This is a genomic window from Cellvibrio japonicus Ueda107, assembly GCF_000019225.1.
Taxonomy (GTDB): Bacteria; Pseudomonadota; Gammaproteobacteria; order Pseudomonadales; family Cellvibrionaceae; genus Cellvibrio; species Cellvibrio japonicus.
In genome coordinates, this window is sequence record NC_010995.1 from 4,363,814 (window position 1) to 4,382,710 (window position 18,897).

Here is an 18,897-nt window from a genome sequence, read left to right on the forward strand (position 1 = left end):
CCACTGAATTTGTTTATTTAAAATCATCCAAAAACTCCGATGCCCTTCCACCGCTGGCTATTAACAAATAATCCCTGGCCCGTGTACAGGCAACGTACAGCAATTGCCGCTCGGTGTTGTACGCCTCCTCCAAGTCAGCCATTTCTGCCGCAGTTTCCAGGCGGGATTGCAGAGGAATAATATCATCGTCGCAGGCCATGACTGCCACAGCGCGAAACTCCAGCCCCTTAGCCAAGTGCATGGTACACAAGGAAATATTCTCACTGGCCACATCGGTGTGTTCATCCAGAATGTCAAACGCCAACCCTGCTTGCTGTAGTGCCTGTCGGGCGCGAGACAGCTCAACAGCGGAGCGTACAAACACACCGATTTCGTGCAGGGCCACACCCTTTTTCACAAGAGATTGCAACCAGCCAGCAACCAAGATGATTTCATCATCTACAGAATCACAGAGTTTAATTTCCGGTGCAGGGCCATTAAAAACAGATATGGTGTGGCGACGGTCTTCGCAATTGCCATCCACATCGCTGACCTCCGGCCCCAGTAACTTATCGGCTTGCTGGCGAATCTGGTGGGAAGTGCGATAGTTGATTTTCAAGGTATGCACACGGCCGCGCACCTCCACGCCCAAGCTACTCCATGAAAACGGTTGCTGGAAAATACGCTGCCCCAAGTCGCCCGCGAAAAACAAACCATTGGCCCGCTGCGCGCCCAAGGCAGCCAGAAAACGCAACTGTGCCACACTCACATCCTGCGCTTCATCAATCACCACGAAGTCAAACAACGGATTTTTGCGTTGCGATAGGTGTTCCGTCAGAGCCGCGAACATACTTGCCTGTGTTACCAACCGCTGCTCGGCCAGCTTGAGCATCACGCGCTCAAAAATAGCCCATAATTGGGCGCGGCGATTTTCGGGTAAGCGGGTCTTGCGGCCCAGGCGGCGAACATCCCGGTAGTCCTCCCAGGTCTTCAGTTGCCAGGCATCCACTACGTCACACCATTCCGTCAGCAAAAACCGGGGATTGAAGCCTGTCAGCGCCAGATCATCGGCGGCCTGCTGTAGCAGTTGCCCTAATTGCGCGTCGCTCACTCGATTAACAGGCCCCAACTGCTGACGATACAAACGATCAGCCAGCGCATCCAGCGCATAAACGTCTATACGTTCCGCCAGCGTGGGTTGATGTGCAACCAAACAGCGCAGTTTGATACGCAAATTATTCGCCAGCGCCTCGGAAAAGGTGACCAGGAGTACACGGCTGTCTGGATGCTGGCGCGCCAGATGCACCGCCCTGTGCAGCGCCACTACCGTCTTGCCGGTGCCGGCGGAACCAGAAACCCGCGCCGGACCGTTGAAATCCCGTTCTACCCAATCGCGTTGCGCGGGGTGCAGAAAAACCGACCACTTATCCCAGGGAAATTCCAACGCCTGGGCCAGCTCCTCCTGATTATCCAGCACACGGAAGCGACGCAGGGCATCCGGGTGGTCGAATGGCAGAACACCTTTCTCCGCCACCAGTACCTGGGGCGTACCGCCTGTTGCCAGTTCCAGCAAAGCCTCTGCCGCCTCGGCAGGCAAGTGATCGGCCAGGGCCAGCAGAAAATCTTCATCCGCCGTGCGCACATCGGCCAGCCATTCCTGCGGCACACCGTACTGCAAGAGTTCATCATCGCTGTAACCGGCAAAAAGCGCGGGCTTGGCAATGGCCGCCTGCTCGATATAGCGAATAACCGGCACTTCCTGCACACATTCACGAATTTCCACCAACTGCGCGGCACCCGTAACCGGGTGAGTTTCCAGCTTGCGTCGCTCGGCCCATTCGTAGGCTTTATCGTGGTGATCCACATAGCAGAGCAACAGGCTGGCTTCGGTGCGGTGGACAATGATGCGAAGATCGAGATTCACCCGCACTGACCAGAAGTTTTTATCGCGGGCGCGATCCAGCTTGTGAAAACTCAAGCTGGGACTGGCAGGATTCACCTGCAAATCAAAGGCCGTGGTTTTAACGGCCTTTTGTTCCTCGCCGGTGAGTTTGGCGAGGCTGGTGGTGAAGGTGTTGGAGAGGAGGAAGTTCATTAGATACCTATTGCTAACCGTATTGACGTAATAAATTGGTCAAACTGACAAATCTACTATCTTGCTCCAGGGCTGGATTAGCAGATTTTATTTGCTCTAGGCAGGACTTAAAATAATCCAATGTCCAGGCCCCTCCTCTAAATTCCATTAAATTTAAAAACGCCAATGCAGAATCTGGAAACTCATTGCATATACCAGATTCAAATAAATTATACGGCAATGAATTCTCGTTATGCATGTGGATTAACCAAGGCTTGAGATAGTCAAAAGCTTCTCTAAAAAATCCCTTGGCTGCCAAGCACAACTCAGCAAAAGCAATAGATATTGCAGGTGTAATATATTCTCTTGATTTTGGCCATATCTTTTTCAAATACGGAAGAATACGATTATTCCAATAATCTTTTCGCCTTTCATCTTCTACACTTGCCAAGGCTTGAACCAATGCTTTAACCGAACTGCGTAATCCTTGTGGCGGCAATGCGCTCGTTGCAATCATCAACTCACTGATAGTAAAAGTATCACGTGAATCAAGCCCCGCAACTGTCAACAATGCAGCATACTGCTCACCGTATTCGCCAAAGCCATCATAATGGTGGACAGTATCAAGAAAATCAGGCTTTATTTTTTCCATCAATGGACGATACAAACGGGCCGACCAAAGAAAACCATACCATGCAAAGCGGGCTTCAATTTCAGAGCTATGCCAATCAAATAAAGGCAATAGATACTGTTCAGTCCAGTTCTGGTCAACCCGAAATAACGAAATGGAATTAGCCGACAATAATAACCGGCCATATTGAAACTTCTCTATCTGCGTATTACATAGTTCAGTAAATATTGTCACTATCTCATCAGGCAACCCCTGCTCATCTTCCGGCGACTGCCTATACCACCAATCCAACAATGCTTGTGTTACATAGCCTACTGGATGATTAATGGTCTCTCCAATTGGATCAACATTATTGGTATCGTCATAATCCAATGACAAAACATCTCTGCACATCCTAAAAAACGAAGATTCGTGATGACTAATTTTTTTTGCAATAGCCTGTAACCACCAACTTATTCCGTGATTGAGAGAATGCCTTATTTCATTAGGCGCATGGGCTAAAATTTGGCCCATGTAACGCCACGAGCGCCTAGCAAGTTTTTCTTCAGACCATGCCTGCAAAGCCTCTCTCCAACGATCAATCGGCCATATATTTTCTCGGGATAAGGAAAATAAAACACAGGCGGATGTAGCAAATCTATTTCGGCATAGCTCTTTCCATCCATCATGTTTGTCGTAATCCACAGATGGATAATTCTTAATCCATTCAACCAATTCTCGACGAGAATGTGGAGTTTCAATAATTTCTCGGCCTGGACTTCCGCTTTCCATCCAAAAATAAAATTCTTCACGTTCATTATCAAAAAGAATCCATTGGGGGTATTGACCAGAAATTTCATCAAGCCGTGATTTAGCTTTTTGACCAATCACCACACCCGATAAAGTTACTTTTATTAACCGTAACCATATATCCCTATCTACAATTTGTTGCCATTCTTCATGCTGAATATCGTCCCTGAACATATCACGTGGAGGGCCAGCCAAGATGGCCTGCTCCAGTTCATCCAGTTCTATTTCGTTCAATCGCAACGGCAAAGACACCAATAAACGCATAACTTCTCGTTTAGTTTCTTCTGCCCATAACCACTTGTGATTATCAGATAACAACCAGTCAAGCGCCCGACACTGCGGAATAATGGAACCTTGAGCAGCTGCAAAATAGGCCAATCGTCGAAATACCGGCTCAGACATTCGCCACCAATCCTCAGCCACATAAAAAGCCCTTTCAGGAGAGAATTCAGACATAGCAAGCCAAGCATCACGAGTAATATCAATTAACGCTGTCCAATCATGGAAGTGTTTATTTTGTGGATGATTGCCGATTGATGGCTGATGAATGCATGACAGATAGCCTCTACGCTCTTCTCCTAATTCTCGCATCAGATCCAATGCATCTTTCAATAAGATACTGAAATCAGGTAGAAGTTTGGGTAGCACATCAATCCAAAGCGGCTCTTTAGATATTCGTGATAAGAAAGAATGAACATGATACCCGGACAGCTCAATTTTCCATTCAACAATATCTTTAATACGCTGCGGTTCAGAATTGTCATTTCCTTCTGCCGAACGGAAAGGTTCTCGAAAAGCAATACGCGGAGTCAATATTTCACGCAATTCCATACGCAAAACAGTTGTGAGCCCTTCACATTTAAGGATATCCCACCACCGATAAAGATCACCCCTCTGTGACTTCACACATCGACTTAACAACAAATTCCATAAAGTGCGCATCATTGGAGATGGGATTGCATTGGGGGCATCAGCCCGAATGCGATTCAACTCATCTGCATTACCATTCCGTTCAAATTCGGTTAGTTCTTTCAGCCTATGCCGTATTTGCCATGCCAACTGCTCATGCAATTGCCCTCCATGTTTTATCAACCATAGAAACAATGCGGGGTCATTGAGATGACGAACCAGCCAGAAGGCAAGATAAGGCATGATATTGTCCCACCGGGTGACGGAGGAACCCGAATCCACCAGTGTCATTAATGGACTCAGATCGTAGGGAGGCGGCCTGGACACCAAGTTGAAAGAAAGTTTATTGTCATAAATTGCCTTAGGTGGAACGCCAAAACGCTCAAGGTCGGCATGACCATAGCGTTTTTCGGATAAATACTCCAACCAGCCTAGCGGTGGGACAGGGTTCACTTCAGCAAAACGCTTGGCGGGCAGGCCGCTAGGATCAGATAATGCCCAAAGCATTCGACTCACGAAATCATCTTGCTTGGTGCTTCCGGTAGGGCGTGCTCTACCATATTCAACAACAATTCGCTCTTTGCCATTCACCCCGTCACGGTAAGTGTTTGCCCAGGTGTGTAATGTGTTATGCAAATAGATATGATGGTTTCGTTCACGATAGAGAATAGGCGTCACATTTTTTGCCCGCCATTCATTGGCCAGAGCTTCTTTCTTCCCTTTGGAATAACTACCAAAAGCAAACATTTCTGGCGGGGATTCACCTAATAATCGGTCAGCAGCCAGAGCATCCATCATATAACGCAATACAGGATCATTGATGCTGTAACCGACAAAGCATACCGTGTAATTGCGAAATAACTCGCTAACAAAACGAGCAGCCCAACGCTCTGTAAGATACGCCAATCCAAAATCACCACTGGAAATTACCAAACGATCCAGCTCACTAGTTGTGGGGGCATCAGTGAGTAACCCATGTAAATATACAAGACCATCCCAACGATTTTTAGGCACAGGTAATAGGGGCGCCCGAAATCGCTCAACCTTCAACCCTTTCCTGCTAATGACTTCCTCAAATAATTGGTCAAAATTGGTCGTAATCAGCCGGGTACAACCTGTTTTACTTTTACTAAGTGTTAGCAGCGCTTCATGAGTAGCTGTTGCTTTAGGCAGGGTAAGATCAGGTGTTAAAATTCCTCTCAGCTCTTGGCGTACCGACGCTCGACCACCAATATGATTGGTTTCCAATAAACCAACAGCCGTATCGAATTGTCCTGCCTTTATCGCAGCTTGCTCTACCGCATCAGGCACCTTACCCACAGCTTGAAATAGCTGATTCACCAACCCAGAAAAACCTGGCAACTTGGCAGGATAGGAAATACCGGCCCCACAAAAAAACACAACTCGTCCATCTTCATGTAATTGCAGAAGACGCTCAGGAATATCGGGGCCATTTTTTACAAATTGCATCAACCCACCCTAAACACCTTCATCACCTCATCCCCCAAGTGATTGATAATTTTCACTGCAATTCTGCCCGATTTGGGTTTTTCAAAGGGGCGGGAGGTGTCGCTATTGAGTGTGGCCCAGGCGTCTTCGTTGATTTCGGCTTTTAGGGTGGTTTTCAGGGATTTGTAGGGGTCGCTGGCGCCGAGGAAGTAGGCGTGGCGGACGAAGAAGGATTCTTCGTTGTAGTCGGTGTCGATGAACCAGCAGGCAATGCCGTCGGGGCCGTCGGAGCGGACTTCGCCGGTGTTGGGGTGGAATACGTCTACGCCCTTGACCTTGACTTGGTATTGTTCACCGTCGGTTTTGAGTATGTCGATATCCGGTTCGCCGAAGATGACGAAGAGGTTGCCTTTGCCGGTGTTTTTCAGGTCTTCGGCCATGTGCAGGTCGGCGTTCATGCGGGCTTTGAGTACCGGGATGCGACCGAGTTTTTCAAATTCGGTGGTGTGGGCTTCGTAGTTGAAGGCGCAGGCGATGAGTACGTCGAAGTCGGCATCGGCGGCTTCGCGGGCGGCGGTGACGAGATCGACGCGGGAGACTGTGCCGAATTCCGGGCCGACGAAGATGGCGGCGCGGCGTTCTTTGCCGTCTTGTTCCTGGTAGCGGCCTTCGGCACAGATGTATTCGCCGGGCCAGGGTTGCAGGCTGGTGAAGTCGATTTTGTCGGCTTTGTGGGCCTGTTGTACACCGGCGGTTTTGAGGTTTTCCAGAATCATCTGGGCGAAGTCGTAGCCGGGGCCATAGCCTGCGCCGGGTTCGGAAAGTTTTTTGTAGGGGTCGATGAGTTCGTCGTTTTCGTCCACCTGCAACATGCGGTGGGGCGAGAGGCTTTCCACGGTAAAGGGGCCGGCCACGCGGACTTTCTTTTTGTCTTCGTAGGGTTTGTCGTAGAGGTATTCGTAATCGGCCTTGGCGGCGATGGAGGAGTCGATGTCCTGCTGCCGCTGGATGCGCAGTTGCCAGAACTGCTCGTGCAGGGTTTTGGCGGCTTGCGGCCAGTCATTGGGGAAGTCGCGGGGAATTTCCCACTCCTGAATCTCGGCAGGCACCTCGGCGGTGTATTTTTGTGCTTTGCGGTAGGCGGCCAGCCAAGCATCGGGCAGGTGCTGGGTAAGCTGTTCGCGCAGAGGTTGCAGACTTTGCTCGAACTTTTCCCAGATCACATCAATTTCGGCATTGTTGGCGATGGATTTCAGGGTGATGTGCGGTACGCGCTCGTAGACAAAGCCGTGGCGGATATTGCCGTAGGTGGGTTTGCTGGAAGGCGCGGTACGGGTGATCTCCGCTTCCTTTTGCTGGCCCTCTTTGGAATCAGCCAGCAGATAAAAGGGATAGCGTGCGCCCATAATGCGGGCGCGGGCCAGTGCCAAGGCAACACGAGAGGTATCAATGGTAATCCAGCGGCGGCCCCATTGCTCAGCAACATAGGCGGTGGTACCGGAACCGCAGGTGGGGTCAAGAACCAGATCGCCGGGGTCGGTGGTCATCAGGACACAGCGCTCGATTAACTTGTTGGCTGTCTGTACAACATAGATTTTGTCTCCGCCAAACTGGTTTTGGCCGACGGCATCCGTCCATACGTTGTTATAGGGATACGCTGGAAAATCATCCAAGTAACGCACATATCCAAGATTTTTACCCGAACCAGCATGTACACGACTGGCGGCAAGGAGCTTTGCCATTCCTGATTCACCAGTCTTCCAAACACCAGAAGTTGGTCGAAACTCTCTGCCTCCAATAAATACTGGATAACGTGTTTTATCCACACCCGATGAAGACATCAAGTTATCAATACCGAAGATTCTAGCTCCAAATGGAACTGGTACACCCGCCCTCTCATCTTTACTGATTGGTCGCCGTAGACCAGTAGCCTCTTCAACTTGTGTATATAGACTTCCTCCAGCAGCACCTGCAATTTTTTCTCTCAATAGCTGTCGATATTTCAATACTTCAGCTTTGCGCGCATACCAAATCAAATGATCGGCCACCCCCGGCAAAGCTTTAAGTTCACCAGGACTACCTGCACCTGTTGTCTTTTGGGCCACAATCGAAACAATAAAGTTTTCCTCCCCAAACACCTCATCCATCACCGCCCGAACCCGATGCACATTCTCATCACCAATCTGCACAAAAATAGAACCGGATTCCGTCAATAAATCCCGCGCCACGGTCAGCCGGTCGCGCAGATAGGTCAGGTAGGAGTGAATGCCATCGCGCCAGGTATCGCGAAAGGCTTTGACCTGTTCCGGCTCGCGGGTGATATGGCTGGCGTTGCCGTCCTTTACGTCGCGGCTGGTGGTACTCCACTGGAAGTTGGAATTAAATTTGATGCCGTAGGGTGGGTCGAAGTAAATGCACTGCACCTTGCCGCGCAGTTGCTCGCGCTCGGCCAGGGAAGCCATGACTTGCAGGCTGTCGCCCAGGATCATGCGGTTTTGCCAGTGGCCGTCGTGCTGGTAGAACTCGGTTTTGTCGGCGTCTTGCGGTATGCCGTTGAAGTCGGCAAACAGGTCGCCCATGTCTCCCGCTTGCGGTTGAGCACTCTGTTCGCTGCGGCGCTTGAGGTCGTCGATCAGGACTTTGGGGTGTACCTTTTCCTGAAGGTAGATGGGCGGGGCATTGACCACCAGGTCTGACCAGTCCTGTACGTCCTTGCCGCGCCAGAGGAGTTGCGGGTCCAGGTCGCGGTTGAGTTTTGTCTGAAATTCCGGCGATGCTTTTCCTAAATCATGAAATGCTGCTGCTTGGTAGAGCAGTTCGGTGTATTGCCTTGGGTAGCTGACTTTTGTGGGCGCCTGGTCGGATTTGGCCACCACGGATTGGTATTCCGCCGTGGGAATGTTTTTGCGTTTGGCGTCCGTGTGGGTGAGCGCTGCTATGGTTTTGCTGGTGGTTGGTTTTTTGGCCATGTCGGTTTTTATCTCGGTCTTAATTTTCCTGATGGTCGATTGGTAGTGGCTCGGTAGAATTATCACGCCTTACCGCCTGCCCCGGTCTTTGTAACCCGGAATGTAAACCATCAATGTGCTCGAACAGATCGCTATTGATTTGTTGCCACAGCGGGTCGAGGATAAAGTCGATACCTTCGCGCCGTGCCAATTTGGCAGCAGGTACAAAATCGCTGTCGCCTGCTACCAGCACCAAAGTATCTACCTGCTTTTTGAGTGCTAACGAAGCGATATCCACACCAATGCGCATATCTACGCCTTTTTGTTTCAGCCCAAGGGACACGGAGCTGGCATCCAGCGTCTGCCATAAATCACGAGACTGAGCTATGTCTCTGAACTGCTCCTGAGTCAAAGTTAGCGTGTAGTTACCCTGCTGGTCTTGCTGGGGCGGCTGTGCGGGAATGGCATTTAACGCTTGGCGACTGCGTAATAATTTCTTGGTAAGCGACGATTGAATGCTCCAATCGTGTTCCTTATTGACCTTGCCTAAGCGTAAGGCCATTTTGCGCTGCTTGCGCAAGCAATCGAATAACGCATGGCGTTGTATGGCCACATCGGATTTGGCGAAGTCTATGGGGCGATTTTGTATCGGGTGGTGGGCTTTGCCATCGTAGGGGATCGCATCGTAGTAGAAGATGCGATAAACGTGTTGCCTCCAATCCCTGTTACCACAGCCTGTCAGGTGTTTGACGTGGTTGCGACACAAATGACCAACCTGTGCAGATATTTTTTCCGGGGTATCGCACAACTCTGGCTTGACTAATTTGGGAAGGCGTTTGAGGAAGTAGCCACCGTCAATCAGGATGGCAATGCTTCTGGCTGTCATATCCACCTCCTGGCAGAAGTGGCTGTTTTTCGGGAGCCAGAAAAAGAAAAGCCCCAGGGGGTCGGCACTCGCTCGGGATGGGTGAGCGGGCGTACTGCCAAGGGGCGGATGTGCTGTGCAGTATAGTGGGGCAATGAGGGTAATTCAACCTTGATTGTGGGCGTTCTGGCACAAACCACCATTTTGTTGGCATCAACAAAATGGCAGGCTAAATGCCTGAAAGCTCCTCTAACCCATTGAGCTTTATAGTTTTTCATAGCAACTCACTCCTTGTTTTGGCCATTTTTCTGGTAGGTGTTCAGCATATTATCAAAAGCCTCCTGCACCTTTTCAGCAAAATCGTCCTGCATTGTCCAGATGTCGGTAAATTCAGCAAAGGCCCAGCGGCCCTGGGTGCCCAGGCGGTTCACGCCGGGTATCCAGCGGGTTTCCATAGTTTCTTTTTTGGCCTTGGCGTCTTCGCCCCGGTAACCCTTGATTTCCACGATCAGGTTGAGCAGGTCATCGGGGCCTCTGCCATCGTCGATGCGTACGATATAGTCGGGGCGGTATTGGTGGTTGGTGCCGCCCATCTGGTAGGGCACTTCCAGCCCCAGGTTGTGATTTTTGACGTAGCTGTGTACCCATGGGTGGCTTTCGGCCACGCGACAGAATTCGGCTTCCCAGTCACTGTCCAGAATGACCCAGTTGAGATGGTTTTTAGGAGGCGGCCCAAGGGTTTCCCAGCGGTCGGTTTTGGAGGTGCTGAAGTTGACGTAGGCTGTGCTGCCGGTGGGGTTGTAGGGGTCGAGCACTGCCTTGACGACCGCACTGCCCTGCTGAATGCCCGCGCGGTTGATGGCGTGGGTGATTTTTTCGCAGGCGCGGTCGGCCAGTTCCAGGTACATCAACTGGGCCGGATAGGTTTCACCTTTGCAATCGAGATGCTTGTCCAGCCATTGTTTGGCGATGCGTTTGAGTTGGCCGAACAGGTGCAGCTTGGGTTCTTCACCGGGGTCGCGCCAGTGGCGCAGCATCAGGTGTTGGGCCAGGTGGAACAGCAGGGTGGATTGGCGCAGGTCGCGGGTGTGAATCAGGTTGAGATCGACACCTTCGCCGATAATGCCGGCGTTGCGGGTTATGGAGGGGCCGACCAGTAGCGGGGTGAGTACCAGGGTGGAATCCTCGGTGAACTCCGCGCTCAGGCGTTCATCGGCCAGTTCCACCCTGTAGCCCGCGACGCGGGGAAAGGTGATCGCCAGATGATCGCGTTCGGGGCGCACGGCTTTGACTTGTATCGTCTCGCGTGGCGGTTGGGGTTTGGCGATGACCGGCTTGGCTGTGAAATCGAAGGGGATGCCGAGTACGTCGGCGTATTCTGTGTTGAACCGCCCCTGTTCGTTGAGTTCGTAGGACTGGCGGCGCAGTGCCCGGCCAATGACCTGCTCGCATAAAAGCTGGGTGCCGAATGCACGCACACCGAGTACATGGGTGACGGTGTTGGCATCCCAACCCTCGGTGAGCATGGAGACGGAGACCACGCAGCGGATGTCGCCGCCCAGGGTGTCGCGTTTGCCCACGGTGTTCATGACTTCGCGCAGTAAATCCTGGTCGGTGAGGTTATCTGCTGCACGAGGATCACCACTGCGCTCGATGATTTCCCGGCGGAAACGCTCGATTTCGTCGGCGGCGAATTCGCGGAAGTTGGTATCCAGTGCCTCGCCGGACTCCAGTTGTTCACTGTCGATCAGCAGGGTGTTGGGGCGTGGCAGTGGATTGCCGTAGTCGTCGTGGTTGCGGAACAGAGGCAGGCGGCCTTCCACCAGGGAGCTGGTATCGTCATCGTTTTGCCGCTGGAAACCGGAAATATAGTCGTACACCAGCTTGGAGGTGGCGGTGTTGTTGCAGACCACGATAAAACAGGGTGGTACGCGGATACCAGCCTGCTGCCATAGGTTGAAAGTCTTTTCGTAATGGCCGTAGAGGGCTTGTAGCGCTGTTTGCAGTGGTGTCGGCAGTTTGAGCGGGTCCAGGTCGGCGGCCTTGCCCCGGCCTTTTTTGGGCATGTCTTTGCCGATATGTTCCCAGAGGTTGCGGAATACCGGCATGTCCTGGCCGGGAATGTTGTCCGCTACAGGTACACGGGGCAGTTTGACAATGCCGCATTCAATAGCGTCCATCAACGAGAAATCGCTCATGGTCCAGGGAAAGAGTGTGCCTTCGGCGTAGCCGGAACCGCGCAGAAAAAACGGGGTTGCGGAAAGGTCGATAACCTGTGTCAAGCCCAGTTTTCGGTTGACGGCTTCGAGGCCAGAAATCCACAGGCGCGCGGCTTCGTTATTTTTTTGCGCCTCGGTTTTGTCATCACCTTTCAGGTCGCCTTCCTCGGTTTCCTCTTCCGGTTTTTCGCGGTAACAATGATGGGCTTCGTCGTTGATGGCGAGGATATTTTTCATACCCATAAGTTCAGGCATGACCCGTTGCAGCATCTGACCTTCGGTTTCCAGGGTATTGAGTGCTTCACCAGTGCGACCTTGCAACAGCAGGCGGCCGCCTTTGGATATTTCCATGCGTTCACGCAGTTTGAAGGCGTGATAGTTGGTGATGACGATTTTGGCTTTTTGCAGGTCTTCCAGCATATCCGCCGGCACTAACTCGCGGCTGGCGTAGTAACTGTCCGGGTCGTTGGGTTGCAGTACGCGCAGGCGGTCCTTGATGGTCAGCCCTGGTGCGACAATCAAAAAACCACGGGTAAATTTTTTGCTGTTGGGGCGGCGCACAGCATTGACCGTCTGCCAGGCAATCAGCATGGCCATGACCGTGGTTTTACCGGCGCCCGTGGCCAGTTTGAGGGCAAGGCGTATGAGTTCCGGGTTGGCATTGGCGTTGGCATCGGCCAGGTGGTCGAGGAATCGCTGGCCGTTTTTGCCGATTTGCGGGGCTACCTCGGTGAGCCAGATGGTGGTTTCCACCGCTTCCACCTGGCAAAAGAAGGGGCGAATCCCCTGGAAGTTATGGTGGCGCCAGTGTTGCAGCAGGCGGGCGGTTTCGGGCGTGACTCGCCATTGGGATGGGTTGGGCAATTGGCGCCAGGCATCGACTTCCATGCGCACGGCATTGATAGTGGCAGTGTGATCGTATTGTTGCTCGGCAGTGGTAAGTCCTTTGCCTTCGTTAAATAGCAGGTCTGACTGTTCAGCCTTACCACCTTTACGTTTACGCGGTTTGGGAATGGGGGGTAATGAAATCTGCCCGGCGACGGCGATCGATGACCTGCTGAGTCGGCTGCCCCTGATCGTCCAGTTCCCAGTGACGAGCAGGGTACTCGTAGGGCGAGTTGAGTATGGGTTGTTCAAAAAATAGATCGGTCATCCTGCTTTCCTAATAATAAGACGCCTTCTTTATGGGGATTGGAGTATAAGAATGGCTTTTCCGTATGTCTATTACACCCTGTTAACCTATATTTCTGGCAGCAAATTTCTCAGGCATTTAACGAATAAACAAAGCAGTATTCGTCCAAGCCCGGTTATATCCAATCATGGCAGACTTGTCGGCAAGCACGAACAATTCATCATAATAAAGCGCATAGCGATTCTGATGCCTTCTGCTATTATCCTTCGATATCTACGCGAAGGACGCCGGCACATGTTCGAAAATGCACGCATATTGCTCGTTGACGATACGCCTGAAAATCTGGATATCCTCAGCGCTATTCTCGAAGACCTGGGTTGCCAGTTACTGGTTGCAACCTCGGGTGAGCGTGCACTGGAATTGGCGACGCGACGCCTGCCGGACCTGGTGCTGCTGGATGTGATGATGCCGGACATGAACGGCTTTGAAGTCTGCACCCGGCTCAAAGCCGACCTGGCCACCACTGAAATCCCCATCGTCTTTGTCACTGCCCGCACCGAAGATATCAGCCAGGGCTTCCAGGTCGGTGGCGCAGATTACATCACCAAGCCCATTAATGCCGATGAAGTGCGCGCGCGGGTGAAATACCAGTTGGAACGCCAGGGCATGTTGGCGGAGCTCAAATCCTTTAACCGCGAACTGGAAGCCAAGGTGCGCGAGCGCACAGCGGAACTCACCATTGCCAACCGCCAGTTGCGCGAGGAAATCAACGAGCGGCGCTATATGCAGGATCGCCTGAATTACCTCGCCACCCACGATTTTGTCACCCGCCTCCACAACCGCAACGCCCTTGAATCCCATGTCTCCGAATTGCTGGCACGCACCCAGTTGCACAGCATCAATGCGGCGTTTTTGCTGATTGATATTGATCGCTTCCGCATCGTTAATGAAAGTTGCGGCTGCATTGCCGGCGATGAATTGCTGCGCCAATTTGCCGATAGTATTACCGGCTTACTGGCGCGCAATGATTTTTTTGCACGCCTGGGCGGCGACAAATTTGCGGTTGTCACCCACTGCGAGGAAGCCGATAAAGGCGTGGCACTGGCGCAATTGATCCAGCGCCATCTCGAACAATTTACCTTCCAGTGGGAAGACAAGCAGTTCAAGCTGGCCGCCTCCATCGCCTGTGTGCCCATCACGCGCGAACTGGTGAGTTATGACCAGATCATGCTCGCCGCCGACGAAGTGATTTACGTCGCCAAGCAGGAAGCGCGCGGCAGCATTCGCACCTATGACCAGGCCAACCAGCGCAGCAGCCTGCATCGCGACAGCATCAATTGGGCGTCGCGCCTGATCGATGCCCTGCACAATAATTTATTCCGCACCTATTTCCAGTTGATTGAATACCTGCCTGCATCGCGCGCCGAAGATATTCCCAAAATCCGCCTGGAAATTTTGCTGCGCCTCTGGTCGCCGCAGCAGGAGCGCATAGTGCCGCCGGGTGATTTTATCGGCCCGGCCGAGCGCCTGCATTTGATTCCCGAACTGGATAAGTGGGTGATCAACCACAGCCTGCAATTGCTGGCGCAATACCCGCGCCTGTTTGACCACATCGAATTGGTGTCGATTAATTTATCGGCCTTGTCGATGCGCGAATCCCTGTTTGCGGACTATGTCGTCGGCAAAATCCAGCAGCACGGTATTCCACCACACAAAATCTGTTTTGAAATTACCGAAACAGCGGCCATCGTCAACATGGATACCGCGCGTCACTTTATGCAGACCCTGCGCGACCAGGGCTGCCATTTCGCGCTGGATGATTTCGGTAGCGGTTTTGCATCCTATGCCTATTTGCACCAGTTGATCTTCGACAAAATTAAAATCGACGGTATTTTTGTACGCGATATGGACACGGACCAGGCGCACTACGCCATGGTGAAATCCATTATCGAAATGGCCAAGTCACTCGACAAAGAGGTCATCGCCGAATTTGTGGAAACCCCCGAGGTGGCGCAACTGCTGCGCGAACTGGGTGTGAGCTGGGGCCAGGGTTATTTCCACCACCGTCCCGAAGAATTGAACTATCAAGCCCTGCAACGCTGTCTGGCGTCGAGTTATGGACTTACTGCGACTGACTGATTCCCTGCCACTTCCCCAATCCCTCCGCCTGCTGCTGCTCAACCTGGTGTTGGTGCTGGCCTATTTGGCCCTGGCCAAATTCGGATTGGGCTGGAGTTCGCTGACCACCGATGTCACCCTGATCTGGCCCGCCGCCGGTCTGGCATTGTTCAGCATCATGACCTTTGGCCTGCGCGCTGCACCGGGCGTATTGATCGGGTCGGCCAGCACCACGCTGCTACTGCACTTTAACCAACAGGATGTTCCCCTGGGGCCGGAAAGCCTGCTGGCAACATTGGCCATGAGCAGTGCAGACCTGTTGCAGGTGGTGCTGATCGCCAAACTCAATTCGCAGTTACTGCTGCGCAATAGCCCGATACGCAGCCGGCGCGTACTGTTTTTCATCGGCTGTGTGCTGTTGTGCTGTGTTTTTTCCGCCTCGGTGGGTGTGGTCAGCCTGTACCAGTTGGGGTTGTTGAACCTGGGTACCCTGCCCGAGAACTGGCTGACCTGGTGGATGGGGGATTGCATCGGCATGCTGGTGTTCACACCGCTGCTGGCCTGGGCTTTATTGCCGGGACTGCGCCACCAGGATGCACGGGCCCAGGCATTCTTATTATTAAGCTCCGGCCTGGGTGTGCTGCTACTGCTGGTCGCCACCCTGGGATACCTTGAGCGCAGTGCCGCCCGGGATCGCTTTGAAGGCGAATCCAACCTGCTGTGGCTGGCCTTGAGCACCCGCCTGAGCGGCAGCCTGCACGACCTGGACCTGGCTCAACACAACATTACCCTGGGTGGTGCCAGCGATAGGGAATTCCTCCGCCTGGCGCGCAGTCTGCTCGAACATAATCCCTGGCTCAACCATATTGCCTGGGTGCCTACACAGGCCGGGGAGCAGCTTGAGCCCAGCCTGGCAGCCCTTAACCTGGGCGACAGCCAGATGGTCACCCGCCACAGCACCCGCATTACCCGCGCCAAACTCGCCCTGGGTCATCCGGGCAACCGCACGGTTATCCTCAATGCCTGGCAACAGCGTGAATTGCGCGCCGGCCCCGTTTATTACGGCGAGCGCGGCCGGCCGGCCCTGGAAATCTACTCACCGGTAATGACATGTCCCAGCGAACAGCCGTGCAGCCTGCGCGGCCTGCTCAGCGCCCAGCTCAACCTCACTGAGTGGGCCAGCCAGGCCTTCAGCCCGGAACTGCCAGACCAGTTGCAACTGCTGCTGGTGACCGGCGGTCCTGATCCCCTGCGCTTGCAGTGGCAGCCCGGTGGCTGGGTCGATGCCAGTCCCGATAGCAACCAGCCAGTTGCCCACCTGCGCTACCAACGCAGCCTGCCGCTGGCCGACCAGACCATGGAAATGATCACCTATCACCAGAACCCGCTCTGGTTTGTACCCAGCTGGCTGCAAGTCAGCACCCTGGGCATAGGCCTGGCCTTGATCAGCCTGCTCAGTGCCTATTTGATCACCCGCCAAAAACACCAGGATTTGCTCATGCGCAACCAGTCGCGCCTGCAAGAGGAAATCCATATCAGCACCCAGGCCTTGCGCAAAGCCAATGACTGGTTGCTCAAGGAGGTGGAACAGCGCCAGCAAACGCAGGAACAGCTGGAGTCATCCCAGGAGGTACTGCGCCGCCGGGAGCAGGAATTGCGCAGCCTGCTCGACAATATTCCCGACCCCATCTGGCTCAAGGACATCGAGGGCCATTACCTCAACTGCAACCGCGCTTTCGCGCAATTACTGGGCAAAACCGAGCAGGAGATTGTCGGCAAACGCGAGCATGAACTGGTCAGCGCTGATATTGCCCAGGTCTTCCGCCGCAATGACCGCGTCGCCCTGGGCAGCGCCGGCCCCCATCGCCATGAACAATGGCTGGTTGCCGCCGATGGCCGCCTGCACATGCTCGACACCCTGAAGGTGGCGGTGCGCGATGCCGACAACCAGACGTATGGCATCCTCGGGATCGGCCGCGATATTACCGACAAGCACGAATTGATCAGCGAGTTGGAAAAATTCAAACGCTTTGCGGAATTCTCTGCCCAGGGTTTCGGCATCGCCAGCCTTAAGGGCGAGACCCTCTACATGAACCCGAGTATGCGCCGCATGCTCAGTGACCGCAGCACCAATGAGGACGATTTCAAACAGCAATTCTGGCTGTACTATCCCCCGGAATTGCAGGTGCGGGTGCGCGACGACATTTTTCCCAAGGTCGTTGAGCAGGGTCACTGGCAGGGCGAACTGGCCGCGCTCCACGCCGATGGCAGTGACTTCCCCACCCAGGAAACCTTCTTTGTCATCCGCGACGACCAGGGCAAACCCCAGTACATCGGCAATGTCATGACCGATATTTCGGCCCAAAAGGAAACCGAGGCCGAACTCTCCCAGGCCAAGGAGGCCGCGGAAGAAGCCGCACGGGCCAAGAGCCGCTTCCTCGCCAATATGAGCCACGAGATCCGCACGCCGCTCAATGCGGTGCTGGGCTACACCCAGTTGCTGATGCGCGACCCGCAGCTGGCAGGCAACCAGCGCGAGCGCCTGCAACTCATCCTCAATGCCAGCCAGCGGCTGCTGGGTTTGATCAACGACGTCCTCGACCTGTCCAAAATCGAATCCGGTGCACTCAACCTGCGCCAGGACTATTTCGATCTGCACCAGGAGATGCAGGAAATTCACGCCATCATCGCCGAGCGGGCCAACGCCAAGGGCTTGTCCCTGGGCCTGGAGATCGACTTTCCAGCGCCCAACATTGTGCGCGGCGACCGGCAAAAACTGGGGCAGATACTGCTCAACCTGCTGGGCAACGCGGTTAAGTTTACCCACCAGGGCAGTGTCAACCTGATGCTGACCCGCCACGGTGACTGGGTTGATTTTGTGATCAGCGACACCGGCCCCGGCATAGCGCCCCAGGAACTGGAACAGCTGTTCTCCGCTTTCCGCCAGGGACAGGCTGGACAGGACAGCGGCGGCACCGGCCTGGGCCTGACCCTGTCGCGCCACCTGGCCCAGGGCATGGGCGGCAGCCTGGAGCTAACCAGCCAACTGGGTGAAGGCACCCGCGCCCACCTGCGCCTGCCACTGCCCAGCGAAGCCCTGACGCGCCACAACAGCGACAAGCCAAATACCATTGTGCGCCTTGCCCCCGGGAGCCATTGCCATGTGTTGGTGGTGGAAGACGACCAGGCCAGTGCCGATGTGCTGGTGAGTTTGCTGGAGCAATTGGGCTGCACCACCCGCTGTGCCTACAACGGCCGCGAGGGCATCGACTGGTGTGCACAGGAAAGGTTCGACATCATCTTTACCGATATCCGCATGCCCGATGTCAACGGCCTGGAGATGCTGCGCCAGCTGCGCCGGCAGGCGGACTTCGTCACCCCCCTGGTAGCCGTCTCGGCTTCCAGCCTGGAACACGAGCGCACCTATTACCTGGCCCAGGGATTTCACGATTTCATTGGCAAGCCTTACGGCTTTGAAGAGATTTTTAGCGCGCTCCAACAACACAGTGGCGCCCGCTTCGAGGCACCGGAGCCAGCCCCATCCCAGCCCCTGGTGTACCAGGACGATCCCATCAACTTCAACCTGGCAGGCCAATCCCTGCAACAAATCCGGCAAACGGCAGCCAGTGGCGATATGAGCCTGTGTAAGAAGCTGGCCAACCAACTATCCGCCGACCTGTTAGGCCAGCAGCGACACCAGCAGTTACTGGCTGCCATCAAGCAATACGACCTGGAAAGGGTGGAGGCGCTGGTGAACAGTTGGTTGGATGGCAGCCGCTAGCAG

8 protein-coding genes are annotated in these 18,897 nt (G+C 53.8%); 2 read left to right on the forward strand and 6 right to left on the reverse strand.

Going from position 1 to position 18,897, the window contains the following annotated elements; all coding sequences use genetic code 11:
* Positions 1–13 precede the first annotated feature (13 nt).
* Genes CJA_RS17590 through CJA_RS17610 form a run of 6 tightly spaced genes read right to left on the reverse strand, consistent with a single transcriptional unit; the run spans position 14 to position 13,000 of the window.
* Positions 14–2,074 carry a UvrD-helicase domain-containing protein gene (locus tag CJA_RS17590; protein WP_012489222.1) on the reverse strand — a complete coding sequence of 687 codons (2,061 nt, stop codon included), beginning with the start codon at positions 2,072–2,074 and terminating at the stop codon, positions 14–16.
* A gap of 13 nt (positions 2,075–2,087) precedes the next feature.
* The gene (gene dsr1, locus CJA_RS17595) at positions 2,088–5,852 is read right to left on the reverse strand and encodes an anti-phage defense-associated sirtuin Dsr1 (RefSeq protein WP_012489223.1); all 3,765 of its coding nucleotides are present in this window, start codon (positions 5,850–5,852) and stop codon (positions 2,088–2,090) included.
* Positions 5,852–8,800, reverse strand: coding sequence for a site-specific DNA-methyltransferase (locus CJA_RS17600; RefSeq protein WP_041551780.1), 2,949 nt, complete (start codon positions 8,798–8,800; stop codon positions 5,852–5,854). Before CJA_RS17600 ends, dsr1 begins: the two co-directional genes overlap by 1 nt.
* A gap of 19 nt (positions 8,801–8,819) precedes the next feature.
* On the reverse strand, positions 8,820–9,665 hold the full coding sequence (locus CJA_RS17605) for an NYN domain-containing protein (RefSeq protein ID WP_012489225.1): 846 nt from the start codon (positions 9,663–9,665) through the stop codon (positions 8,820–8,822).
* Positions 9,662–9,922, reverse strand: a complete 261-nt coding sequence (locus CJA_RS19425; RefSeq protein ID WP_148208928.1) for a hypothetical protein — start codon at positions 9,920–9,922, stop codon at positions 9,662–9,664. The genes CJA_RS17605 and CJA_RS19425 overlap by 4 nt, the downstream gene beginning before the upstream one ends.
* Positions 9,923–9,928: 6 nt before the next feature.
* Positions 9,929–13,000 (reverse strand): BPTD_3080 family restriction endonuclease, encoded by a 3,072-nt coding sequence (locus CJA_RS17610; RefSeq protein WP_202944166.1) that lies wholly within the window; start codon positions 12,998–13,000, stop codon positions 9,929–9,931.
* 289 nt (positions 13,001–13,289) lie between these two features.
* Between CJA_RS17610 and CJA_RS17615 the strand changes: the two genes are divergently transcribed.
* The gene (locus CJA_RS17615; protein WP_041551782.1) at positions 13,290–15,134 is read left to right on the forward strand and encodes a putative bifunctional diguanylate cyclase/phosphodiesterase; all 1,845 of its coding nucleotides are present in this window, start codon (positions 13,290–13,292) and stop codon (positions 15,132–15,134) included.
* Positions 15,112–18,894, forward strand: coding sequence for an ATP-binding protein (locus tag CJA_RS18870; protein WP_012489228.1), 3,783 nt, complete (start codon positions 15,112–15,114; stop codon positions 18,892–18,894). The genes CJA_RS17615 and CJA_RS18870 overlap by 23 nt, the downstream gene beginning before the upstream one ends.
* The last annotated feature ends 3 nt before the right edge of the window (positions 18,895–18,897 follow it).

What these genes read in the sequence shown, in the direction of transcription:
- CJA_RS17615 (WP_041551782.1), top strand. Translation starts at nt 13,290, where the DNA reads ATGTTCGAAAATGCACGCATATTGCTCGTTGACGATACGCCTGAAAAT.
- dsr1 (WP_012489223.1), bottom strand. Translation starts at nt 5,852, where the DNA reads ATGCAATTTGTAAAAAATGGCCCCGATATTCCTGAGCGTCTTCTGCAA.
- CJA_RS19425 (WP_148208928.1), bottom strand. Translation starts at nt 9,922, where the DNA reads ATGAAAAACTATAAAGCTCAATGGGTTAGAGGAGCTTTCAGGCATTTA.
- CJA_RS17605 (WP_012489225.1), bottom strand. Translation starts at nt 9,665, where the DNA reads ATGACAGCCAGAAGCATTGCCATCCTGATTGACGGTGGCTACTTCCTC.
- CJA_RS17590 (WP_012489222.1), bottom strand. Translation starts at nt 2,074, where the DNA reads ATGAACTTCCTCCTCTCCAACACCTTCACCACCAGCCTCGCCAAACTC.
- CJA_RS18870 (WP_012489228.1), top strand. Translation starts at nt 15,112, where the DNA reads ATGGACTTACTGCGACTGACTGATTCCCTGCCACTTCCCCAATCCCTC.
- CJA_RS17600 (WP_041551780.1), bottom strand. Translation starts at nt 8,800, where the DNA reads ATGGCCAAAAAACCAACCACCAGCAAAACCATAGCAGCGCTCACCCAC.